The sequence below is a fragment of the Pseudarthrobacter chlorophenolicus genome (assembly GCF_000962805.1).
In the GTDB taxonomy this organism is placed as follows: domain Bacteria; phylum Actinomycetota; class Actinomycetes; order Actinomycetales; family Micrococcaceae; genus Arthrobacter; species Arthrobacter chlorophenolicus_A.
Genome location: NZ_JZTW01000007.1, coordinates 169,124 through 191,641, shown reverse-complemented (window position 1 = coordinate 191,641; position 22,518 = coordinate 169,124). Strand labels below are relative to the sequence as shown.

The following is a 22,518-nucleotide window of genomic DNA, read 5'->3' as shown; positions in this document are numbered from 1 at the left end:
GTTGGCGGGGGCCTTTCGTTTTAGGCGTTGCCGGATCCGGCGTTAGTGGTTGACTGCCTTCTCGGCACCCACGCCGGTGAGGGACCGGACCTCCATTTCGGCCTGCTTGGCAGGGTCCTCGCTCTTCTTGTCGAGCACCGTGCCAAGCCAGCCCAGGAAGAACGCCAGCGGGATGGAGACGATGCCGGGGTTGCTGAGCGGGAAGATGGCGAAGTGCGCGTCCTTGATCATCGAGGTGGCCCCGCCGGACACCACCGGCGAGAAGATGATGAGGATGATGGCTGCACCGAGTCCGCCGTACATGCTCCACACGGCGCCCTGGGTGGTGAACCGCCGCCAGAACAGTGAGTAGATGATGGTGGGCAGGTTGGCCGAAGCGGCCACGGCGAAGGCCAGCGCCACGAGGAACGCCACGTTCTGGCCGTTGGCCAGGATGCCGCCGAGGATGGCGAGGACCCCGATCACCACCACTGTGCGGCGGGCCACGCGGACCTCGGTTGCAGCGTCCGCTTTGCCCTTGGCGATCACGTTGGCGTAGATGTCATGGGCGAACGAGGCGGCGGCGGTGATGGTCAGGCCGGCCACCACTGCCAGGATGGTGGCGAAGGCCACGGCGGAAATGAAGCCCAGCAGCAGCGGGCCGCCGAGGTGGAAGGCCAGCAGCGGAGCGGCAGCGTTCACGCCGCCGGGAGCGGACTTGATGGTGTCGGCACCCACCAGTGCGGCAGCACCGTAGCCGAGCACCAGGGTGAACAGGTAGAAGAGGCCGATCAGCCAAATGGACCAGACCACCGATTTGCGGGCTTCCTTGGCCGTGGGGACCGTGTAGAAGCGCATCAGGACGTGCGGCAGTGCCGCCGTGCCCAGGACCAGGGCAAGGCCAAGGGACATGAAGTCCAGCTTGGAGGTTTCGCTCTTGCCGTACTGCAGGCCCGGGTTGAGGACCGCAGGGTTGTTGGCCGTTTCCACGGCACCGCCCAGGAGGGCCGAAAGGTTGAACCCGTAGATGGCCAAGACCCAGAGCGTCATGACGGCGGCGCCGGCGATCAGCAGGATGGCCTTGATGATCTGCACCCACGTGGTGCCCTTCATGCCGCCAATCAGGACGTACATGATCATGAGGGCGCCGACGACGATGATCACCAGGGCCTGTCCGCCCCAGTCGCTGATACCCAGCAGCAGCGAGATCAGGCTGCCGGCACCGGCCATCTGGGCCAGGAGGTAGAAGAAGCAGACAGCCAGGGTGGAGATGGCTGCCGCGATGCGGACGGGCCGCTGCTTGAGCCGGAAGGACAGCACATCCGCCATGGTGAACTTACCGGTATTGCGGAGCAGTTCAGCCACCAGGAGCAGCGCCACCAGCCAGGCCACCAGGAACCCGATGGAGTACATGAAGCCGTCATACCCGTTGATGGCGATGGCGCCGGTGATGCCCAGGAACGAGGCTGCGGAGAGATAGTCGCCGGCGATCGCGGTGCCGTTCTGCGATCCCGTGAAGGAGCGTCCGGCTGCGTAGTAGTCGGCGGCGGTCTTGTTGTTCCGGCTGGCGCGGAACACGATCACCATGGTGACGGCTACGAAGAGGCCGAAAATGCCCATGTTCAGCAGGGTGGTGTCCTTGAGCGCGGCCACGTCCACTGCGGTTGCGATAGTAATCATTTGTTGGCTCCACCCACCCGGTTGCCGTGCTTGTCGAATTCGTGGCCCTCGATCTCGTTCCGGATCTCAGAGGCGATGGGGTCCAGCTTCCTGTTGGAGTAGCTGACGTACCATCCGGTGATCGCGAAGGTGGAGACGAACTGGAGCAGGCCCAGGATCAGGCCGATGTTGATGTTTCCCCAGACCTTGGTGGACATGAATTCCACCGCGTAGTCCGCGAGCAGGACGTAGGCGAAATACCACAGCAGGAAGGCAACTGCCATGGGGAAAACAAAGCTGCGGTGGCGCTTGCGCAGTTCCTGGAACTGCTCGGTCGACTGGACCTGTTCAAAGTCGACGGACGCTGCAGCGTCCGGACTTTGGGCATCGTTACCCATGGTTCCTCCTCATTGAGACATGCCGGTGCACACTGGACGGCAGGCCCGGATGAGGAAACGCCGCTGGTGTGACAGCAATCACTCTGCTGTGTCACGGCAGCCACTTCCAGCCCCTCCGGCGCTGTGGTCGCTCAACGGTCGGGATGCTGCGACAAACGGCACCCGCGGCTACGCTGGGCCCATGCCGGACTCCCCCCTCCTGACCGCCGCGGCCGTGGCCGTGATCGCCATGGCCATCGCCGTCGTCGTCGGCGTGGGATTGAAGGTGCTCCGCTCTTTCCGCGACCTTGGCACGGACGCCGAGCGCGCCACGTACCACACCCTTCACGCGGCCTCGCAGGCAGGCCAGCACCTGCGCCGTGGCCTCAATCCCGCCGGCGCCTCGAAGGCGAGCCGCCACCTGCGCACGCTGCTTGGCTGTGACGCGCTGGCCATTGCGGATACTTCCGGTGTGCTCGCCTGGGACGGAGCGGCGGAGGAGCTGAAGCCGCGGCTGATGGAACTGGCCGCGGATGTCCTCGCCGGCGGGCGGACGGCTGTGCTGTCGCCCGGCCCGGACGGGACCGGTGGCACCCTGGCGGCGGTCATAGCGCCAGTGCGGGCCGGTTCGCGCGTAGTGGGCGCCGTCGCCGCCTTCGCTTCGTCAGCGGGGTCGGGTCTGGTGCGGGCCGCCGGCGAGGTGGCAGACTGGGTGGCAGTGCAGGTGGAGCTGGCCGAGCTGGATGCATCGCGGACCCAGCTGATGGAAGCCGAGGTCCGGGCCCTGCGTGCCCAGATCAGCCCGCATTTCATTTACAACTCGCTCAACGCCATCGCGTCCTTCATCAACACCGACCCCGCCCGCGCACGCGAGCTGGTGGTGGAGTTCGCCGATTTCACCCGCTATTCCTTCCGCCGGCACGGCGATTTCACCACCCTGGCCGAGGAGCTGCGCTGCATCGACCGGTACCTGCTGCTGGAGCGGGCACGCTTCGGCGAGCGCGTACAGGTCAGCCTCCGGGTCGCACCGGAGGTCCTCAGTACCGTCATCCCGTTCCTCAGCTTGCAGCCGCTGGTGGAGAACGCCGTCCGGCACGGCCTCGAAGCGAAGGAGGGGCCCGGGCACATCACCATCACTGCCGACGACGCCGGAGCCTACGCGCAGGTGACCATCGAGGACGACGGCGTGGGGATGGATCCGGAGCAGCTGCAGTCGATGCTCGCAGGACACATCGACGGCGAGCACGTGGGCCTGCGGAACGTCGACGCCCGCCTCCGGCAGGTGTACGGCGACGCCCACGGGCTGGTCATCGAGACGGCACCGGGCGAAGGGACCCTCATCACCATGAAAGTGCCGAAATCGCAGCCCGGCCACGATGCCTGATTCCCGGTGCTGGCCTGCTGCACGCCTGCGGAAAGCTAACCTTGGAGCATGATTAACGTCCTCGTCGTTGATGATGAGCTGCCGGCCGTGGAAGAACTCGCCTTCCTGCTGGGCCGCGACGAGCGCATCGGCAAGGTCCTGCGGGCAACCTCCGGCAGCGAAGCCCTCCGCGCCCTGGCGTCCGCGCAGGTGGACGCGGTCTTCCTGGACATTCACATGCCTGCCGTGTCGGGGCTGGAAATCGCCCGCGCGATTGCCGCCGGCAGCCATCCGCCCGCGGTGGTGTTCGTGACCGCTGACGAGGACCACGCCCTGGCCGCCTTTGAACTGGCTGCCGTTGACTACCTCCTCAAACCCATCCGGGCCGAGCGGCTGGCGCGCTCCGTGGGCCGCATCAGCGAATTGCGCGACGGCGGCGGCGCACCGGAGATGATCACCGTGGACCAGGGCGGCACCACCAGGATGATCAGGCGCGACGACGTCACGTACGTCCAGGCGCAGGGAGACTACGCGCGGCTCCACACCGCCGACGCCAGCTACCTGATCAGGGTTCCGCTGGCCGACCTGGAACAGCAGTGGGCCGATGCCGGGTTCATCCGGACGCACCGCTCATACCTGGTGGCACTGAAGCACATCACTTCCATGAAGCTTGCGGCGGACGGCCCCCGGGTCACCGTGGCGGGCGCCGGGCTGCCCATCAGCCGCCGGCACCTGCCCACCGTGCGGGAGCGCCTGCAGGCAAACCGGATCAGGCCGAACGCATGACCAGGGTTCGGGTGACGGCCCCGGCCGCGGCTGCCCGCCCCGTCACGGAATCCCGCGAAGCGGCGCAGGAGTCCGATGTGGGCCAGGTGTTCGTGCGGTCCCTCATCCGGTCGCAACTGCGCCTGGCACTGGTGGTGGCCGGCGGATTCCTGGTGATCCTCGGCGCTTTCCCCCTTCTGCTGGCCGCCGTCCCCGGCCTGGCCGAGACGACCATTGCCGGCATCCCGTTCGACTGGATCCTCCTGGGTGTGGGCATTTACCCGGTGATCGGCCTCAGCGCCTGGCTGTACACCCGGACGGCCGCCCGCAACGAGGCCCGCTACCGGGACCTGGCCGGTGACCAGTGATTCCCCCGGGTACATGGTGAAGCGGAGCCCGGCGTGAACCCGGGGATTGCAGCCGCTGCCTTGGCCGTGGTCTCCGTGGCCACCGCGGTGATCGGTTTCTACGGCCTCCGTATCTCGCGGACCACCGGCGATTTCTTCGTGGCGTCGCGGACTGTGCGGCCATGGTGGAATGCGTCCGCGATCGGCGGCGAATACCTGTCGGCCGCCAGCTTCCTTGGCGTCGCGGGCCTGCTGCTGCTCTCCGGGACGGACGCCCTGTGGTTCCCGGTGGGTTACACGGCCGGCTACCTGATGCTGCTGCTGTTCGTGGCCGCCCCGCTCCGGCGTTCCGGGGCGTACACCATCCCTGACTTCACCGAAGCCCGGCTGGACTCCCGGGCGGTCCGCAAGGTCACCAGCCTGGTGGTGGTGCTGGTGGGCTGGCTGTACATCGTTCCGCAGCTGCACGGGGCAGCCCTGACCATCCGGATCACCACCGGGCTGCCGTCCTGGGTGGGATCGGTGGCGGTGGTGGTGGTTGTCTGCCTGACCGTGGTGGCGGGCGGAATGCGGTCCATCACGTTCGTCCAGGCGTTCCAGTACTGGCTGAAGCTGACCGCCCTGGCGGTACCCATCCTCTTCATCGTCTTTCTGCTTGCCGGCACCGGAACACCGGCCCTCGCCCCGCCGTCCGAAAATCCCACCGGCCTGGCCCCTGCAGGGTGGTACACCAACGTTTCGCTTCTCGTTGCACTGCTGTTCGGGACCCTTGGCCTGCCGCACGTCCTGGTCAGGTTCTACACCAACCCGGATGGGCAGTCCGCGCGGCGCACCACCCTGATCGTGTTGGGACTGCTGTCCGTGTTCTACCTGTTCCCCACCGCCTACGGCCTGGTGGGCCGCATGTTCGCGCCGGACCTTGCCCGCTCGGGCCAGCCCGACGCGATGGTCCTGCTGCTGCCCCGTGAACTCATCGGTGGCCCCGCCGGAGACCTGCTTTCTGCGCTGGTGGTGGCTGGCGCTTTCGCAGCATTCCTGTCCACCACGTCCGGGCTGGTGGTGTCCCTGGCCGGCGTCATCAGCCAGGACGTCCTGGGGGCCGGCGTAGGAGGTTTCCGCCTCGCAGCGGTGGTGTCCGCCGTCGTGCCTCTCGGCTTCGCCCTGATGACGGGCTCCCTGGCGCTGGCCGGCAGCGTGGGGCTGGTGTTCGCCTTCACCGCTTCCACCGTCTGCCCGGTCCTGCTGCTGGGTATCTGGTGGCGGGGCCTGACCGACGCCGGAGCCATCGCCGGCATGGTGACCGGCGGGGTGCTCTGCGGCGGTGCCATGATCGCCGGCTCGCTGGCGGGGGCGGCCAGTACGCCGGCATGGCTCGCCCAGCCCGCGGCCTGGTCCGTCCCCACGGCTTTCGCCGTCATGGTGCTGGTGTCCCGGGCCACGGCAGGCCGCGTACCCAAGACGCTGGTCCGCGTCATGACCCGGCTGCACACGCCGGAAAGGCCGCTGGCTACCGGACGCTGATTGGGTGGACAATTACGCCATGTCCATCCGGGACGAAAACCCGGCAGCGGAACCGGTTCCGCCGTCCGTGCGGGCGCAGCTGCTCGCCACGGAGCACTGGGGCCTGCTGGCGTCCCGCAGTACGGCCCAGGGTGAGGTGCTGACCAGGATCAGCATGTTCCTGACTTTCACCTCGGCAGGACTGGTGAGCGTCGCGCTGGTGGGCCAGGCCACCGGATTCTCGGATTCGTTCGTCCTGCTGGCCGTGGTGGTGCTGTTCATTGACGTTGCCATGGGGCTGTTGACCCAGCTGCGGGTCATGAACGTGGCGCATGAGGACCTGATGTACGTCACCGCCATGAACCGGCTCAGGGCTGCTTACGTCGAGCTTGATCCGGGCGTCGCCCCGTACCTGATGGCAGCCCATCACGACGATGAGGCCGGTTCTGTCCAGACGTACTATTTCTTCGGCAACCGCGGCAATTTCCGCCACGTGGCCGGCAGCAGCATGATTTTCATGTCGATGGCGAACGGTGCCCTGATTGCCATCCTGGCTGGGCTGCTGCTGACCCTTCTTGGGGCCGGAACTGTTGCGGCGCTGCTGATGGGCGGTGCGTGCGGGTTCTCGTTCCTGGCCGTCTCGGCAGTGAACGGCTACCGGAGCTACCGGGACATCTGGAGCCGGTTCACGCCGCTCTCCCCCACGCCACCAGAAGGAATCTAGGAGGCGTGCGGGCCGGAAGGCGTCAGTCGATGGCGGCCATCAGCTCAATGACGCGGTCCAGGAACGCATCCACCTGGGCTTCTTCATAGCCGTCGCGCCCGGTTTCCGGGCGGAACACGGCGCGGCGGACGCTGTCCACGCTGAGCGGCTTGTCGTGTTCCAGATAGGCCACGAGTTCGTGGCAAAGCCGGTCCACATCGGCGGTGTTATAGCTGCGGGCCTTGTTCTTGGCGGGCCGCCGGAAACGTTCCCCATCCGGGCGGTGGAGGCGTCCGCGGAGGATTCCCGAGAGCTTGCCGATTTCGCGCAGCCAGGCTTCCTCGCCGCTGGCCGCAATCAGTTCGTCGCGCTCCCTGCGGGCGAACGCGTCTTCCAACCGGTCCAGGGCCGCGTCCACCACGGAAGCGGAGTAGCCGCCCTTGACCGGGTCAAAGGACACAGCCCGGACGTCTGAGCTGTTGATGGGCTGCGCGGCATCGTGGGGTGACTCCAGGGACACCCGTGCCCGCTGGAGGAACTGGTCCACCTGCTTGGCGTTGTAACCGTATTCACTGCGCTGCACGCGCTCAAATGACGCAGGGATCTGCCGATGAATATCCAATGCCACTGTTGGTTCCTTCAATGCTCTTCAGCCGTAGCGCTGTGGCACCAGTCTATTGGTGCCGGGATGATGCTGCCCTGTGAGGGCCGGGCTTCCCCGCAAACAGGGGGTTCACCAGCTTCCGGTGACGAACCCGTAGAGGACGTAGACCAGCGGGGACGCGAACACGATGGAGTCCAGCCGGTCCATGACCCCGCCGTGCCCGGGGAGGATGCTGCTCATGTCCTTGACGCCAAGTTCGCGTTTCACCATGGACTCGGCAAGGTCGCCGGCAGTGGAGGCGGCCACGGTGCCGACGGCCAGGACCACACCCACCCACCAGGGCTTGTCCAGGATGAAGATGCAGGCGAGGACGCCGATCAGGACGGCGCCGGCCACTGATCCGGCGAAACCTTCCCAGGACTTCTTGGGGCTGATCTTGGGCGCCATGGGGTGCTTGCCCAGCGATGCCCCCACCAGGTAGCCGAACGTGTCATTGGACACCACCAGCAGCAGCATGACGGCGATCTGCCAGGCGCCTTCGGGAATGGTGCCGCCCGGCCACAGCCCCAGCGGAGCCGCGGCGCCCGCAGCATGCAGCGGCAGCGCGGCGAAACTGATGAAAAAGGGCACCCAGCCCAGGGTGAAGACACCAGCGAAGATGCTGTTGGCCGAGCCGGCAGCGGTGTCGATGGACCGCCAAAGGAGCACAGCCACGGAGCTGAGCAGCATGCCGAAGAGCAGGCTTTCAATGCCTCCGAAGTACGCCACAAAGGGCATGGCCACAGTTCCGGTCATTACCGGGACGATGGGCATCCTGGTCCCGTTGGCTTCCAGGGCACGGTAGATCTCCCAGACCCCGAACACGGCGAAAGCCGTAACGATGGCCACGAACGCCAACGGGAGGAACAGCAGTCCGCCGAGTACGGCAACCAGCATGGCCAGGCCCACCGCAACGGCCGCCGGGAGGTTCCGGCCGGCCTTCGGTGTCGGATTGCTCCTGGGCTGCTTCCCCCGTATGCGCGCCCGTGGTGCGGGGGCCTGATCTGCCTGGCCCATCAGACTTCGAGCAGCTCTGCTTCCTTGCGCTTGAGCAGCTCATCGATGCCATCCACGTGGGCCTTGGTCAGGCCGTCCAGCTCCTTTTCGGCCCGGGTGCCTTCGTCTTCGCCGGCTTCGCCGTCCTTGACCAGGCGGTCCAGGGCTTCCTTGGCCTTGCGGCGGATATTGCGGATGGACACCTTGGCGTCCTCGCCCTTCGTCTTGACGATCTTGACGTATTCCTTGCGGCGTTCCTTGGTCAGTTCCGGGATGGTGATCCGGATGACGTTGCCGTCGTTGGACGGGTTGGCCCCCACCTCGGAATCGCTCAGGGCGCGTTCAATCTCGCGCAGCGCGGTCTTGTCGAACGGGGTGATGAGGATGGTCCGGGCGTCGGGGATGGCGAACGAGGCGAGCTGCTGCAGGGGTGTGGGCGAGCCGTAGTAGTCCACCAGGACCCTGTTGTACAGGCCGGGGTTGGCGCGGCCGGTGCGGATGGAAGCGAAGTCTTCCTTGGCAACCTCTACGGCCTTGTCCATCTTTTCTTCGGCTTCGAGCAAGGTTTCTTCGATCACGGTCTCTCCTGGGGTTCTGGTGCGGTCCGGGGCGCCGGTTCCATGCACGCGTGGTTCTCTGTCGCTGCTTCCGCCACCGCCCGGGGGCGGCAGCGGAACTGTCCTGAAAACATCCTAGCCGGAGCTAGGTGGTGACCAGGGTGCCCAGCTTCTCGCCCCGGATGGCGCGGGTGACGTTGCCTTCGCCTTCCATGCCGAACACCACCATGGACAGGTCGTTGTCCTTGCACATGGTCATGGCGGTCTGGTCCATGACCCGGATGTCCCGCCGCAGGGCGTCGTCGTAGCTCAGGGTCTCCAGCCGTTCGGCGGTGGGATCCTTCTTGGGGTCCGCGGTGTAGACGGCGTCAACGCCGCTCTTGGCCATGAGGACAACATCGGCGTGGACTTCAAGGGCACGCTGGGCGGCCACGGTGTCAGTGGAGAAGTACGGCAGGCCGGCACCGGCCCCAAAAATGACGACGCGGCCCTTTTCCATGTGGCGGATGGCGCGGCGCGGGATGTAGGCCTCAGCCACCTGTCCCATGGTGATGGCGCTCTGCACGCGCGTCTCAACGCCCGCCTGCTCCAGGAAGTCCTGCAGGGCGAGGCAGTTCATGACGGTGCCGAGCATTCCCATGTAGTCCGCCCGCGACCTGTCCATCCCGCTCTGGGACAGTTCGGCACCGCGGAAGAAGTTGCCGCCGCCCACCACGATGGCCACTTCAACGTCCGGGACGGCAGCGGCAATCTGCTTGGCGACGTTGCGGACGGTCTCGGGATCGACACCCAGCTTCCCGCCGCCGAAAACCTCGCCGGAGAGCTTCAGGAGGACCCGCCGCCGGCTCTTCTCTGGCTGCATTACAGTATTGACGGCTTCCATGGTGCCTTCCCGTTGGTGTCTTTCGAAAAAAGGTTATCCTGCCTGAACCGGTGGCCGGAACCGGCGGTGCCCGGCGACCGGCGCCCGGCGCCCGGCGCAAAACTCAGGGCACGAACCCTGCGCATGCAAAAGGGGCGGCCACCGAAGTGGCCACCCCCTTACATGTTCGGCTAGGAGCCGACGCGGAAACGTGCGAAAGCGGTTCCCTTGACACCGGCCTCTTCGAGGATCTGTGCCACGGACTTCTTGGCATCCTTGGCGAAGGCCTGGTCAACCAGTACCTCACCCTTGTAGAAGCCCGTTACGCGGCCTTCGACGATCTTGGTGAGGGCGGCTTCGGGCTTGCCTTCGGCCTTTGCGGTCTCTTCAGCGATGCGGCGCTCGGACTCGACCAGGTCGGACGGGACGTCCTCGCGGGTCAGGTAGTTCGGGGCCATGGCGGCGATGTGGACGGCGACGTCGTGGGCGGCGGTGGCAGCGGCTTCGCTTTCACCGTCGACAGCGAACAGGACGCCCACCTGGGCCGGGAGGTCCTTCGAGGTCTTGTGCAGGTAGGCATCAACCGTTGCACCCTCGATGCGGGAAATGCGGCGGACGACGACCTTTTCGCCCAGGACAGCGCCTTCTTCGATAACGACCTCGGACAGCGGCTTGCCGTCGACATCGGTGGCGAGGAGGGTTTCGAGGTCGGCAGCGCCGGACTCGACGGCAACGGCCAGGACCTTGTCGGCCAGCTGGATGAACTTGTCAGCCTTGGCAACGAAGTCGGTCTCGCAGTTGACCTCGATCATGACGCCGACGCCGTTGCTGACCTTGGCAGCAACGAGGCCTTCGGCGGTGGAGCGGCCTTCGCGCTTGGTGGCACCCTTGAGGCCCTTGATGCGGATGATTTCGATGGCCTTTTCGGCGTCACCGTTGGCTTCGTCAAGAGCCTTCTTGACGTCCATCATGCCGGCGCCGGTGCGCTCGCGCAGGGCCTTGATGTCAGCGGCAGTGTAGTTCGCCATGTGAACCCCTCTGTCTAGAAATTTGTTGTGGTGTACGGACTGACAGGATGGCTGCCCGCAGTGCGGGCGGCCATCCTGTCAGCAGCTCCGGCTGCGGACAGCACGGAGAATCCGGATTTAGCTGTGTTACTTGGCGTCTTCGGCGGGAGCCTCGGCAGCAGCCGGGGCTTCGGCGGCCGGAGCAGCCGGGGCTTCAGCGTTTTCCGCCGGAGCGGCCGCAGCGGCTTCCTCGGCCTTGCTGCCTTCGAGGAGCTCGCGCTCCCACTCAGCCAGGGGCTCTTCGGGAGCTTCGGTGGTGCCCGAGCCGCGGTTGTTGCGGGCGATCAGGCCCTCGGCGACGGCGTCGGCAACAACGCGGGTCAGCAGGTTCACGGAGCGGATGGCGTCGTCGTTGCCCGGGATCGGGAAGTCGACTTCGTCGGGATCGCAGTTGGTGTCCAGGATGGCCACAACCGGGATGTTCAGCTTCTTGGCCTCGTCAACGGCGAGGTGCTCCTTCTTGGTGTCCACGATCCAGAGCACGGAAGGTGCCTTGGTCAGGTTGCGGATACCGCCCAGGTTGGACTCGAGCTTGGTGAGCTCGCGCTTGAGGAGCAGCAGTTCCTTCTTGGTGTAAGCGGAACCGGCGACGTCGTCGAAGTCAATCTCTTCGAGTTCCTTCATACGCTGGATGCGCTTGGCGACCGTCTGGAAGTTGGTCAGCATGCCTCCGAGCCAGCGCTGGTTCACGTAGGGCTGGCCTACACGGGTGGCCTGCTCTGCGATTGCTTCCTGGGCCTGCTTCTTGGTGCCGACGAAGAGTACGGTGCCGCCGTGGGCAACGGTGGCCTTCACGAACTCGTAGGCGCGGTCGATGTAGGACAGCGACTGCTGAAGGTCAATGATGTAGATGCCGTTGCGCTCGGTGAAGATGAAGCGCTTCATCTTCGGGTTCCAACGGCGGGTCTGGTGTCCAAAGTGGACGCCGCTGTCAAGCAGCTGGCGCATGGTTACGACGGGCATGCCGACGCTCCTTCCGGCAGGTCATTCATGAGATAGCCGCGAGGCTTCTTACCCTGCCAATAGTTGACGGTTGATTAGCGTGGCCCGGGTTGGGCCGTGCTCCTGGCATCCATCGCGCTTCCCATCCGTACTGTTGGACGGACCGCAGGAGGCGCGATCCTCCGATGGTGCGGCCGGGGCCGTGCCGTTGGAGGGCTGGATGCGCGTAGTCAGCCGGCTGCTCCCCCACACTCCTGAATGAGTTGTGCCGACGCAACCTGGACAGGCAGCATTACCGAAAAGGTGGACTGCCGGGGCGGGACGCGTTGAGGGCGCAGCAAACTGCTCCGTCAATAGTACTACAGGGACCACCGCCCACAGGACGCCCAGCGGGCGCCTCCGGGGCTTTTCCACATAGGCCGGGGCGCTCGGTGACCGCGCCGGTTAGACGGGCGCATGCTGGGGAACATGAAACCACCGGTCCTGCTTGCCGCGCTGCTGTTGCTTCCTGCGTCGGTCTCATCCACCCCGCAGCCGCTGGCCTACAGCCCGCAGGTGCCGGGTACAGCGCAGGCAGCGCTTCCGGCGCTACCGGCGGCGGCGGAGGACGTGGGTGCCCTCGTTGCCCGCCTTGCCCGCCCGTCGTGGGACTGGCCGCTGGCTCCCCGCCCGTCGGTGCTGCGCGGCTTTGACCCGCCGCCCAAACCGTGGTTGAGCGGCCACCGCGGCGTGGACTTGGAAACGGCAGGTCCGGCGGCGGCAGTTGTGTCGCCGGCGGCCGGAACCGTCAGCTTCGTGGGCGTGGTGGTGGACCGGCCCGTGATCACCATAGATCACGGCGCCGGCCTGCGGAGCAGCTTCGAGCCCGTGGAGAGTCCCCTCACGGTTGGCAGTACCGTGACGAAGGGACAGGTCATCGGCACCGCGCTCCCCGGCCACTGCCAGGCCGCCGGTTGTATCCACTGGGGCGTCCGGGAGGACGAGGAGTACGTCAATCCCCTGCAGTTCGTCCTGGACCTGAGGCCTTCAGTGTTGCTGCCCCTGCACGGATCGCCCTAGACGATGGCCGAGATGCCGGTGATGGCGCGCCCGGTGACCAAGGTGTTGATCTCGGCCGTGCCTTCATAGGAGTAGATCGCCTCTGCGTCGGCGAAGATCTTTGCCATTCCATAGTCCGTGACGATGCCGTTGCCGCCGAGGATGCTCCGCCCCAGGGCCACGCTCTCGCGCATCCGTTCGGTGGTGAAGGCCTTGGCCAGGGCGGACTGCTCATCCTTGGCCAGTCCGTTGTCTTCGAGCTGGGCAAGCCGCACCATCATCCCCATGGAGCTGACGGCGTTGCCAAGAATCTGCACCAGCTGGTTCTGGATGAGCTGGAAGGATGCCAGTGGACGGCCGAACTGCTTGCGCTCCACGGCGTAGCTCCTGGCGACGTCGAAGGCCGCCAGTTGCTGGCCCACGGCCTGCCACGCTACAGCCAGCCGCGTTACCTTCAGGACCTTGTTGACGTCCCGGAAGCTGTTGGCATGGGCGAGCTTGAAGAAGTCCGGCACCACGACGTCCTTGAGGACGATGTCGGCGTTCTGGACGGTGCGCAGCGAAATCTTGTTCTCGATCTTGGTGGCAGTGAAACCCGGCAGGGTGGTGTCCACGAGGAAGCCCTTGACCTGGTTGTCAGCGACGTCGCGGGCGTAGATGACCACCCAGTCGGAGAAGGTGGCGTTGCCGATCCAGCGCTTGGCGCCATTGAGGATCCACGCGTTGCCGTCCCGGCGGGCGGTGGTGCGGGTCCCGCCTGCCACGTCGCTGCCTCCAAGCGGTTCGGTGAGGCCGAACGCGCCGATCTTCTTCAGCGCGTAGATGTCGGGCAGCCACTCCTCCTGCTGCTCTTGGGATGCCAGCGCTTCGATGGACCCGGTAAAGAGCCCGTCGTGGACCCCCAGGAAGGTGGCGATGGAGGCGTCGGCGCGGGTCAATTCGGCATGGACCAGCCCGGCAAAGAGGTTGGAGTGACCCTGGCGCCGGACAGGGCTGACGAGGTCCACTTCGGCGAGCTTGGGAATGAGGTCCATGGGGAACTCGCCCCTGTTCCAGCAGTCCGCGGCGATGGGGCGCACCTCACGGGCCAGGAAGTCGCGGACCTCGGCGAGGCGGTCCCGCTCCTTGGCGGACAGGAGCTGTTCGAAGGCGTAGAAGTCGCCGTCCGCGTAGGGGAGGTCGCGGGGGTCTGCAGCAGGTGTGGACATGGTTGCCTTCCGGAAGATCAGCGGCCGACGCCCATATGCAGGGACGCCATAAGTTACTGGTCAGTAACATACCTCAGATCGTGTGGTTAGGAAAGGAAGCCGGATCCCGGACGAGGGCCTCCCGGTGGAGGCAGCAGGTTACTGACCGGCGCACGAATCCGGTTTAAAGAAAAGAACCGCGGCCCGACGTTGATCGTCGGCCGCGGTTGCGCATTTCTGCCCGCCGTTCCACACGGCACAGTAGGGCTACTCGGACTTGAACCGAGGACCTTAGGATTATGAGTCCCGCGCTCTAACCAGCTGAGCTATAGCCCCAAAAAGCCCCAGGCCTTCCGCGCGGGGCGCGGCGGCAGGGCAGGAACACTCTAGCAAATGCCGGAGTGCTGTCAGACCACCATGTCCTCGTACCGCGCGCCGCGGTACAGGTCCTCGAAGGTCTGCAGGGTGCCCTGGATGCTGTGCGGTTCCACCATCTGGCGGCTGGCCTGGCCCATGGCGGCCTGCTGATCCTTCGGAAGCTCCAGGATCTGGGTGATCTTCTTGGCGAGGTCGTCACTGTCATTGGGGGTGAACAGGTAGCCGTTCTGGCCGTCCCGGACCAGGTGCGGCAGTGCCATGGCGTCTGCCAGGACCACCGGGGTGGATGCGGACATGGCCTCGAGCGTCACCAGCGACTGCAGCTCGGCCGTTCCCGGCATGCAGAAGAGGTCGGCTTGGATGTAGGCCCTCCGCAGGTCCTCGTCGCTGGCGAGGCCCAGAAACTTCACTCGGCTCCCCAGTCCGAGGCGCTGCACCAGTTCTTCGAGTGCCGGCCGCACCTCGCCGCCGCCAACAATTTCCAGGTGTACGTTCAGTTCCGGCGGGGTCTTGCCGATGGCCTTGATCAGCACGTCCACGTGCTTCTCCTCGGCCAGCCGGCCTGCGAACAGCACTGTGGGGTGGGCGTGCGGTTCAATGGTTTCCCCGGGCTGCGGCTCGTAGGCCGCGGAGTCAATGCCGTTGGAGAGCGGGAGCACCTTGCGCAGGAATGCGTGCTCATGCATTGCTTTGGCTGCCAGCGGAGTGGGCGTGGTGACCACGTCCGCCTGGCCCATGACCTTGCCCATGTCCTTCCATGAGATCCGTCCCACGATGTCCTTGAACCACTGCGGGAACGGCAGGAAGGGGTTGAGGTTTTCCGGCATGAAGTGGTTGGTGGCCACGATCCGGATGCCGCGCTTCACGGCCTCGTAGAGGACGTGCTCGCCAATCATGTAGTGGCTTTGGATGTGCACCACATCAGGCTTGACCCTGTCGAACAGCAGGCTGATTTCTTTCTTGATCTCCCAGGGGAGGCAGATCCGGAACGTCTCATGCGTAGGCACGCTGTGCGAGCGGAGCCGGTGTACGGTCGCTTCGTCGCGGAACTCGGAGTAGCTCTTGCCCTTGCCGTCGCGGCAGGCCAGGACATGGACGTTGTGGCCCCTGCCGGTCATGCCCTTGGCAAGGCGGTAGCCGAACTGGGCGGCGCCGTTCACGTGGGGCGGGTAGGTGTCCGCGGCGATCAGGATGGTCAGTGGCTGGTCGGCTGGCGTGGTCACGTGGAGGGCTCCTGATGGTCACGGTGCGGACAGTAGTGGCTGGCTGCACGGTTGGCCGCCGGCGTCGGCGCGGCTGGGCCTCATGGGCTGGATGGCTGGTGGGCGGATGGGCTAGTGGGACGGCCTGCCCGGGGACTTCCGTGCGTCCTTCTTGCGCTTGGTGACCTCGGGGTGGTGCCGCGAAAGGGCGATAACCCCAACGATAGCAAGGAGCGCGGCGGTTCCCATGGCAATGGCCATGACGGCGTGGACGTCGGGGCGCAGTTCACCCAGGATGACGATGCCGATGGCGATTCCCACCATGGGATCGATGACCGTCAGGCCGGCGATCACCAGGTCCGGCGGACCCGAGGAGTACGCGCTCTGCACGAACCAGGACCCCAGGCCGCCCGCGGCGATGATCGCCACCACGGAGTACCACTGCACGTTCAGCAGGAACAGTCCGTTGGGGTCCAGCAGGTGCTTGCCGATGATGCGGGTCAGCACCGCGACGAAGCCGAACAGGACACCGGCGCCAAGGATGTAGATGAAGGCGTTCATCCGGTGCCGGAACATGACTGCCAGGGTCCCGAAGAGGCCGACCGCAAGGGCGAGGAGCAGCACGATGGTCAGTTCGTCCTCGGGGCTGACGTGGTGGTTCTCCTGGGTGACGTTGACCGCAAGGAGGACGAAGAGCGCCGACCCCGTCACGCAGGCGGTAATGGCGACCACCGTGGCGCGGTTGATGGTGAGGTCCTGGTCCCGCGCGTTCACGATGGTGGTGATCACCAGGGCGATCGCGCCGATCGGCTGGATCACGGTCAGCGGTGCGGATACCAGGGCCACCGCATTCATGGCCATTCCGGCGCACAGCAGCAGCAGCCCGAACACCCAGCGGGGATTGCGCAGCAGGCGCAGGAATCCGTTCGAGCTCAGGGCGAGTCCCCCGGTATCTGCCTTCACGGCGCTGCCTTGGCGCTGGGCTCCCAGGGCGAGGCAGAACGCTCCCAGCACGGCGAGGAGGACGGCTATCCATACCATCAGGAGGCCCCGCCGTCGGGCGTTGTCCGGGCCCTGCCCTTGCGCAGCATGGCCCAGACATAGTTGTAGGCGGCGATCCAGTGGCCCACCAGGCCCAGGCCCAGCACGATCCACGCCGCGATGAAGAGTGCGTCGGAGAAGCCGGTGTCCAGCCTGGAAAGAACCAGCATGGGGGTCCCAAGGAGCAGCAGCCCGGTGCGCACCTTGCCCACCGCGCTGACGGGGAGGTCCGGGTGGCCGCGGAAGAGCGAGAGCGTCAGCGCGAGCAGGACTGCGTCCGGAATGACCAGCGCGGCAAGGTAGAGCCAATGCACGACGCCGGCAATCACCAGGGTGACGGCTACGGCCAGGAGCGCCAGCCGGTCCGCGATGGGGTCCAGGACCCGGCCGAGCCGGGAAGCCTGGTCGAACCGTCGGGCAACATAGCCGTCCACCCAGTCGGTGCACGCCATGACTGCCAGGACCACAACACCGGCGCCGTATTCCTTTTGCGCCAGCACAAGCCAGATGAAGAGCGGAACCCCCATGAACCGCACCACGGTGAGCAGATTGGGGATGGTGAACACGATGTCGTGGTCAACCTGGGGGCGGTCCGGACGGGAACCGGCGCCAATGAACTTCACCTGTCCCCCCCTTCCTGTTGCCGCCCTGCGGCGTGGTCCTGCCGGACAGTGGCCTGCCGGCGGTAGCTGTGCCGCCCGCCACCACGTGGCCTGGAATGTCGATTAAGCTGCTGGCCCGGGCGCTCCTGCCCGGCCGGTTGGTCCTAGTAGGTGCGGATCAGCTTCCGCAGCAGGACCACCAGGACAGTTCCGGCGGCGCCCAATGCGGCCAGCGGCTTCCACCGGTCCTGCAGTCCGCCGGAGGATTCGGACAGGCCAGCGAGCTTGTGGGCTGCTGCGTCCTTGCCGCGTCCAGCCAGCGCCTGCCCTTGCCGGGCCTTGTCCTGGGCAACCGCGAGCAGGTACCTCCCCTGGGTCTTGACGTCCAGTTCCGTTCCCAGGTTGTCGCGGACCTCGGTGAGGTGCTGGCGGCGCTGGCTCAGGCGCCGCGACAGTTCCGGCTCCGAAGCGTGCGGGAATTCCTTGTCGTGCTCGGCGGCCTTGGCAGCCTTCTCAGCCTTTGCCTTGGCCGCGGCTTCTTCCTTGGCAGCCTTCGCGGCCTTGGCCTCGGGGCTTGCCGGGTCCAGCACGGCGGGGTTGAAGGCCGAGCCTTCCTTGGCCACGCCGATATCGTGCTTGATTCCGCGGATGGTTTCTTCCGGCAGCAGGGGCATGGCCTTCTTGAACCTTGACAGGCCGATGAGGCCGCCGACCAGGGCGATCAGCAGGAACGCGGCGGAGACCAGCAGGGCCGCAAGCCAGGCGGGCATGATGGTGGCCAGGCCCATGATGGCTGCAACGATCAGTCCGACCACCAGGAACGCCAGGAAGACGAGGGCAACGGCGAAGAAGGCGGCCGCGACGCCCACCTGGGTGCCTTTGCGCTTAAGTTCGATCTTGGCGAACGCAATCTCGTCATTGATCTGGCGGGGCGCCAACCTGGCAAGGAGCTTGACCGTTCCGGGCAGCGCAGTAATGCGCAATCCGGGTCTGGTCTGCCCGCTGTGACGTCCGCTCATCGGTTCCGCCTAACTGGTTTGTGTGCTCGATCCGGCATCGTGTGTCCCGGGAAATGTGCACAGGCACAGTCCCCGCCACAAAACTACCATTCAGGTTCAGGGGGAACTTCGGGGCTTGCCGGGCGGCACTGACTACAACGCTGCAAATCGTGGGGTGCCGGGCCTAGGATGGACATCCGTGACCACTGCTTCCAATCCGGGCGACCTGCTCAGCCCCCGCCGCAGACTTTTGTACATTTTCCTCCTCGGTGCCCTGACCGCCCTGGGGCCTTTCACGATCGACCTCTACCTGCCGGCCTTCCCCGCCCTGGAGGCCAGCCTTGGGGTTACCGAGGCGCAGGTGCAGCTCACCCTGGCAGGGACCACCCTGGGCTTTGCGTTCGGCCAGCTGGTAGTGGGTCCGTTCAGTGACAAGTTTGGCCGACGGAACCCCCTGATCATGGCCACGGCGCTGCACATCGCAGCGTCGATCGGTGCGGCGCTGTCCACGGACATCACCACCCTGGGGATCTTCCGCGTGCTCATGGGTGTGGGCGCTGCGGGCGGCGGCGTGGTGGCGATGGCGATGGTCCGCGACCTGTTTTCCGGCTACGCCATGGTGAAGATGTTTTCCAGGATGGCACTGGTCAACGGCCTGGCGCCCATCCTGGCACCGGTGATCGGATCGCAACTGCTGCTGGTAATGCCCTGGCCAGGGATCTTCGTCTTCCTGGCCTCCTACGGCACCCTGGTGATCGTGGCAGCGCTGGTCCTGGTCCGTGAAACGCTCCCGCCGGAAAAGAGGGGGCAAAGCGGCATGACGGCCCGGCAGCGCTACCGGGTCCTGTTCAGCGACCGGATCTTCGTGGGCCTGCTGATGGTGGCGGGCCTGAACTTCGGCGGACTCTTCACCTACCTCTCGGCCTCGCCGTTCCTGTTCCAGGGGGTGTTCGGCTTCTCAGCCCAGGAGTACGGCCTGCTCTTCGGCATCAATTCGCTGGGCATCGTGGCCGGCGTACAGACCAGTTCACGGCTGATCAGGCGGGTACCGCCGCAGTGGATCCTCGCTGCAGCGACGGCCTGGATGTTCCTGATGGCCCTCCTGATTGTGGTCTTCGACCTCCTGGGCTTCGGCCTGTGGGGCGTGATGGTGCCGCTGTGGTTCTACATCCTGGGGACCGGGTTCATGTTCCCGTGCGTGCAGGTCCTGGCGCTGGCAAACCACGCCTCCCAGGCAGGAACCGCCGCTTCCCTGCTGGGCGCCGCTACCTTCATGATGGCCGGGCTCATCTCCCCCGTGGTGGGGTGGCTGGGCATCACCAGCACCAGCATGGGAGGAGTCCAGGCCGTCTGCATCCTGCTGGCCATGGCAGCCCTGTGGCTGGTGGTCCGTCCCCGCACGGTCCCGGCCATCAGCTGACATGATGGGGGCATGAAACACCGGCCGCCCCGGAACGGACGGGGACTCTTCCTCGGGGCGGTGCTGGGCGCCGTCGCGGGTTACTTCGCGGGCCGCGCCGCCGGAAACCCGGCGATGGGAATCATTCTTGGCTCGCTGGTTGGCGCGGCGCTGCTGTACCGGGTCAATCCGGGAGGCCGGAACCGGCGCTGAATCCGATTTGAACGGCATCCGCAGCAATTGCCGGAGCCAGCAGCCGCGTGGCTGTACCGGGCCAATTGGCTGCGAGATAAAATGTGTCCGTGCCCAGTTGGCAGGATCGACCCCAGCTACCGGCCACATGGCAGCGATGCGATGCCCGGATCCTGCCCCTGTGGTGGGACCGGGCGTGCGCGCAGATGGGCGAGCAGTCGGCCGCCCTGTACGCCGCCGGGCTCTTCACCGAGGACCGCCGCAGGCCGATCGCCCAATGGTTCAATCCCGCGTTCAAAGCCGCGCTGCTGGTGGCCCCGGAAACCTCCCCGGAGTGGCCCGTGCAGCGTTTCGGCATCTTCTATGCACCGCCGGATACAGGCTTCGTGCGGATCCACTCGGCCCCGCATGAATGGAGCCCCCGGCAGCCCCGCAAGTCCCCCACCGAGCAGGAAGCGTTCCTGGCTGCGATAGCTGAGGCGGAGAGGTTCCTGCAGGTTGAAATGGACTTTGTGTAGGGAAGCAAAAAGCCCCCGTCCTCCATTGGAGGACGGGGGCTTTTCCGTGCAAGCTCCTCCTGCTGGACTTGAACCAGCAACCCTTCGATTAACAGTCGAATGCTCTGCCAATTGAGCTAAGGAGGAATGAAGCGGGTATTAGCCTAGCAAACACCCGGGCTGGAAGCGAAATCGACGCATTGAACCTGCATCAGGACTGCATCAGCACGGCATCGGGTCAGGCATCGGACCGCAGGGACCTGCGTTCCATCTCGAGCATCATCAGCTCACGGTTGAGCCGCTGGAACGCCTCAAGGTCTGCAGCCGGATCGAGCCGCTGGAGCTGGCCCATCTTGTCCGCCTTGACCCGGGTGATCTGCAGCTCGAACAGCCGGGACAGGATGTCCCGGCAGTACTTCTGCACACCTTCCTCCGTGCTCGCCGGCAGCGGCACTACCGCCAGCTCGGACACCAGCGGCCGCAGCGGCTCCGGGACCTCGTGCATCACGTGCTCCACCCAGCGCGCAGGTTCAGCCACCATGCCGGGGCCTGTGGCGCGCATGGCGTCATGGACGGCCTGGAAGGCCGGGGTGGCAAACCGTGCGGCGGAGAAGCGGTCCCAGACGGCGCCGGAGAGCAGCGCCGGCTCCTGCAGCGCCACCTCCAGCGCCTGGCGCTCCATGGAGGCCACCGGGTCCCTCGGGTCCGGGCGGTGATACGACGGGACGGCGCCCGACGCCGGTCCGGCAGCAACGCCGGGCCCGCCGGCTTCCGCGGGCCGTCCGGCAGCCTGGCCGCCCTGCTGTGCCGCGGCGGCCCCTGCACCCGCCTGCGGGCCCGCAGCCCCACGCTTCATGGCGACAGCCACGGCCCGGTTGGCCTCTTCGACGGACATGCCCAGCCATCCCGCCAGTTCGCGGGCGTAGGCGGGCCTGATGCCGGCGTCGCGGATCTGCCCCACCACGGGAGCAGCTTCCCTCAGCGCTGCGACGCGGCCCTCCACAGTGTCCAGGTTGTGGCGCTTCAGCGACGCCCGGATGGCGAACTCGAAGAGCGGCCGGCGGCTGCTGATCAGGGCCTGGACGGCTGCGTCCCCGCGGCTCTGGCGAAGGTCGCAGGGATCGGCGCCGGTGGGTTCCACGGCCACGTAGGTCTGCGCAGTGAACCGCTGGTCCTCCTCGAAGGCACGCAGGGCCGCCTTCTGGCCGGCGGCGTCGCCGTCGAAGCAGAAGACCACCTCTCCCCCGGTGCCGTCGTCGGAGAGCAGGCGCCGGGCGATCTTGATGTGCTCGGTGCCGAACGCCGTGCCGCAGGTGGCCACCGCCGTCGTAATTCCTGCGAGGTGGCAGGCCATCACGTCCGTGTAGCCCTCCACCACCACCAGCTGGCGCTCCTTGGCGATGCTTTTCTTGGCGAGGTCGATGCCGTAGAGGACCTGGGACTTCTTGTAGAGCGTGGTTTCGGGCGTGTTCAGGTATTTGGGGCCCTGGTCGTCCTCATAGAGCTTGCGGGCACCGAAGCCGATGGTGTCGCCGGCGATGTCCTTGATGGGCCAGATGAGGCGTCCCCGGAACCGGTCGTAGATCCCGCGGTTCCCTTCAGAAAACATGCCCGTAAGCTTCAGCTCGGCATCAGTAAAGCCGCGGCCGCGCAGGTGCTTGAGCAGCGCGTCCCAACCCTGCGGCGCGTAACCGCAGCCAAAGTGCTCGGCGGCAGCGCGGTCGAATCCGCGGCCGAAGAGGAAGTTCCGCGCCTCGCCGGCACCGGGGGTCAGCAGCTGGGCCCGGAAGAATTCATCGGCAATCTTGTGGGCGTCCAGCAGCCGCTGGCGCCGCCCCACTTCCTCGCGGCTGGGCCCGGTGCCGCCGTCCTCATAGCGCAGCTCGTAGCCGATGCGGGCGGCGAGTTTTTCCACTGCTTCGTGGAAGGAACTGTGGTCCTGCTTCTGCACGAAGGCGATGACGTCGCCGTCCTCGCCGCAGCCGAAGCAGTGGTACCGGCCCACCTGCGGGCGGACGGTGAACGACGGCGAGCGCTCGTCGTGGAAGGGGCACAGTCCTTTGAAGGTCCCCAGCCCGGCACCCTTGAGGGTGACGTAGCCGTCCACCACTTCCTTGATGTCCGTGCGCTGGCGTACTTCGTCGATATCTTCACGTTTGATCAGGCCAGCCACAGAGTAATCCTAGTCCCGTGGACAGACAGCCCTGCCCCTCGTGTCATTCCG

Annotated in this window: 23 protein-coding genes and 2 tRNA genes; 9 read left to right on the top strand and 16 right to left on the bottom strand. The window is 66.2% G+C overall.

What is annotated here, in order from left to right; translation table 11 throughout:
• Nucleotides 1-42: 42 nt before the first annotated feature.
• A complete protein-coding gene (locus UC32_RS09540) occupies nt 43-1,659 on the bottom strand; it encodes a solute symporter family protein (protein WP_045730981.1) in 1,617 nt (538 codons plus the stop codon).
• Nucleotides 1,656-2,036 (bottom strand): DUF485 domain-containing protein, encoded by a 381-nt coding sequence (locus tag UC32_RS09535; protein WP_045730980.1) that lies wholly within the window; start codon nt 2,034-2,036, stop codon nt 1,656-1,658. The genes UC32_RS09540 and UC32_RS09535 overlap by 4 nt, the downstream gene beginning before the upstream one ends.
• A gap of 181 nt (nt 2,037-2,217) precedes the next feature.
• On the opposite strand from UC32_RS09535, the gene UC32_RS09530 reads away from it, so the two are divergent.
• From UC32_RS09530 to UC32_RS09510, 5 genes are read left to right on the top strand one after another with little or no spacing between them, the layout of a single operon-like run.
• Nucleotides 2,218-3,399: a sensor histidine kinase gene (locus UC32_RS09530; protein WP_045730979.1), complete on the top strand. Its 1,182-nt coding sequence runs from the start codon at nt 2,218-2,220 to the stop codon at nt 3,397-3,399.
• Nucleotides 3,400-3,447: 48 nt separating this feature from the next.
• On the top strand, nt 3,448-4,164 hold the full coding sequence (locus tag UC32_RS09525; RefSeq protein WP_045730978.1) for a LytR/AlgR family response regulator transcription factor: 717 nt from the start codon (nt 3,448-3,450) through the stop codon (nt 4,162-4,164).
• Nucleotides 4,161-4,511 (top strand): DUF485 domain-containing protein, encoded by a 351-nt coding sequence (locus UC32_RS09520; protein ID WP_045730977.1) that lies wholly within the window; start codon nt 4,161-4,163, stop codon nt 4,509-4,511. The genes UC32_RS09525 and UC32_RS09520 overlap by 4 nt, the downstream gene beginning before the upstream one ends.
• A gap of 33 nt (nt 4,512-4,544) precedes the next feature.
• Complete coding sequence (locus UC32_RS09515) at nt 4,545-6,011, top strand: sodium/solute symporter (RefSeq protein WP_045730976.1); 1,467 nt, start codon at nt 4,545-4,547, stop codon at nt 6,009-6,011.
• Nucleotides 6,012-6,030: 19 nt separating this feature from the next.
• Entirely contained in the window at nt 6,031-6,714 is a 684-nt protein-coding gene (locus UC32_RS09510; RefSeq protein WP_045731023.1) for a hypothetical protein, read from the top strand.
• Between the two features lie 22 nt (nt 6,715-6,736).
• Here the strand turns inward: UC32_RS09510 and UC32_RS09505 are convergent, their stop codons facing one another.
• The 6 genes from UC32_RS09505 to rpsB form a co-directional block, all read right to left on the bottom strand.
• The gene (locus UC32_RS09505; RefSeq protein ID WP_045730975.1) at nt 6,737-7,321 is read right to left on the bottom strand and encodes a DivIVA domain-containing protein; all 585 of its coding nucleotides are present in this window, start codon (nt 7,319-7,321) and stop codon (nt 6,737-6,739) included.
• A gap of 105 nt (nt 7,322-7,426) precedes the next feature.
• Nucleotides 7,427-8,353, bottom strand: a complete 927-nt coding sequence (locus UC32_RS09500; protein WP_045730974.1) for a phosphatidate cytidylyltransferase — start codon at nt 8,351-8,353, stop codon at nt 7,427-7,429.
• Nucleotides 8,353-8,910, bottom strand: coding sequence for a ribosome recycling factor (frr, locus tag UC32_RS09495; protein ID WP_045730973.1), 558 nt, complete (start codon nt 8,908-8,910; stop codon nt 8,353-8,355). Before frr ends, UC32_RS09500 begins: the two co-directional genes overlap by 1 nt.
• 124 nt (nt 8,911-9,034) lie before the next feature.
• Complete coding sequence (gene pyrH, locus UC32_RS09490; protein WP_015936599.1) at nt 9,035-9,772, bottom strand: UMP kinase; 738 nt, start codon at nt 9,770-9,772, stop codon at nt 9,035-9,037.
• 170 nt (nt 9,773-9,942) lie between these two features.
• Nucleotides 9,943-10,779 carry a translation elongation factor Ts gene (gene tsf, locus UC32_RS09485; protein ID WP_015936598.1) on the bottom strand — a complete coding sequence of 279 codons (837 nt, stop codon included), beginning with the start codon at nt 10,777-10,779 and terminating at the stop codon, nt 9,943-9,945.
• 126 nt (nt 10,780-10,905) lie between these two features.
• Nucleotides 10,906-11,781, bottom strand: a complete 876-nt coding sequence (rpsB, locus tag UC32_RS09480; protein ID WP_015936597.1) for a 30S ribosomal protein S2 — start codon at nt 11,779-11,781, stop codon at nt 10,906-10,908.
• Nucleotides 11,782-12,228: 447 nt separating this feature from the next.
• Between rpsB and UC32_RS09475 the strand changes: the two genes are divergently transcribed.
• Nucleotides 12,229-12,819, top strand: coding sequence for a M23 family metallopeptidase (locus UC32_RS09475; RefSeq protein ID WP_045731022.1), 591 nt, complete (start codon nt 12,229-12,231; stop codon nt 12,817-12,819).
• On the opposite strand, the gene UC32_RS09470 is transcribed toward UC32_RS09475, so the two are convergent.
• The 6 genes from UC32_RS09470 to UC32_RS09445 form a co-directional block, all read right to left on the bottom strand.
• Entirely contained in the window at nt 12,816-14,006 is a 1,191-nt protein-coding gene (locus UC32_RS09470) for an acyl-CoA dehydrogenase family protein (RefSeq protein ID WP_045730972.1), read from the bottom strand. The genes UC32_RS09475 and UC32_RS09470 overlap by 4 nt on opposite strands.
• A 241-nt stretch (nt 14,007-14,247) precedes the next feature.
• Nucleotides 14,248-14,321, bottom strand: a tRNA-Ile gene (locus tag UC32_RS09465).
• A 71-nt stretch (nt 14,322-14,392) separates the two neighbouring features.
• Nucleotides 14,393-15,586 (bottom strand): glycosyltransferase, encoded by a 1,194-nt coding sequence (locus UC32_RS09460; protein ID WP_045730971.1) that lies wholly within the window; start codon nt 15,584-15,586, stop codon nt 14,393-14,395.
• A gap of 111 nt (nt 15,587-15,697) precedes the next feature.
• Nucleotides 15,698-16,606, bottom strand: a complete 909-nt coding sequence (locus UC32_RS09455; RefSeq protein ID WP_015936593.1) for a DMT family transporter — start codon at nt 16,604-16,606, stop codon at nt 15,698-15,700.
• Entirely contained in the window at nt 16,606-17,229 is a 624-nt protein-coding gene (locus UC32_RS09450; RefSeq protein ID WP_045730970.1) for a CDP-alcohol phosphatidyltransferase family protein, read from the bottom strand. The genes UC32_RS09455 and UC32_RS09450 overlap by 1 nt, the downstream gene beginning before the upstream one ends.
• 143 nt (nt 17,230-17,372) lie before the next feature.
• The gene (locus UC32_RS09445; protein ID WP_045730969.1) at nt 17,373-18,227 is read right to left on the bottom strand and encodes a phage holin family protein; all 855 of its coding nucleotides are present in this window, start codon (nt 18,225-18,227) and stop codon (nt 17,373-17,375) included.
• Between the two features lie 178 nt (nt 18,228-18,405).
• Between UC32_RS09445 and UC32_RS09440 the strand changes: the two genes are divergently transcribed.
• The 3 genes from UC32_RS09440 to UC32_RS09430 all read left to right on the top strand — a co-directional run bounded on the left by UC32_RS09440 (nt 18,406) and on the right by UC32_RS09430 (nt 20,315).
• A complete protein-coding gene (locus UC32_RS09440) occupies nt 18,406-19,626 on the top strand; it encodes a multidrug effflux MFS transporter (RefSeq protein WP_045730968.1) in 1,221 nt (406 codons plus the stop codon).
• Nucleotides 19,627-19,638: 12 nt separating this feature from the next.
• Nucleotides 19,639-19,818: a hypothetical protein gene (locus UC32_RS09435; RefSeq protein ID WP_045730967.1), complete on the top strand. Its 180-nt coding sequence runs from the start codon at nt 19,639-19,641 to the stop codon at nt 19,816-19,818.
• Nucleotides 19,819-19,907: 89 nt separating this feature from the next.
• A complete protein-coding gene (locus tag UC32_RS09430; protein WP_045731021.1) occupies nt 19,908-20,315 on the top strand; it encodes a hypothetical protein in 408 nt (135 codons plus the stop codon).
• Between the two features lie 53 nt (nt 20,316-20,368).
• Here the strand turns inward: UC32_RS09430 and UC32_RS09425 are convergent.
• Nucleotides 20,369-20,441 (bottom strand) — tRNA-Asn (locus tag UC32_RS09425).
• A 91-nt stretch (nt 20,442-20,532) separates the two neighbouring features.
• Nucleotides 20,533-22,467, bottom strand: coding sequence for a DNA primase (gene dnaG / locus UC32_RS09420; RefSeq protein WP_045730966.1), 1,935 nt, complete (start codon nt 22,465-22,467; stop codon nt 20,533-20,535).
• Nucleotides 22,468-22,518 lie beyond the last annotated feature (51 nt).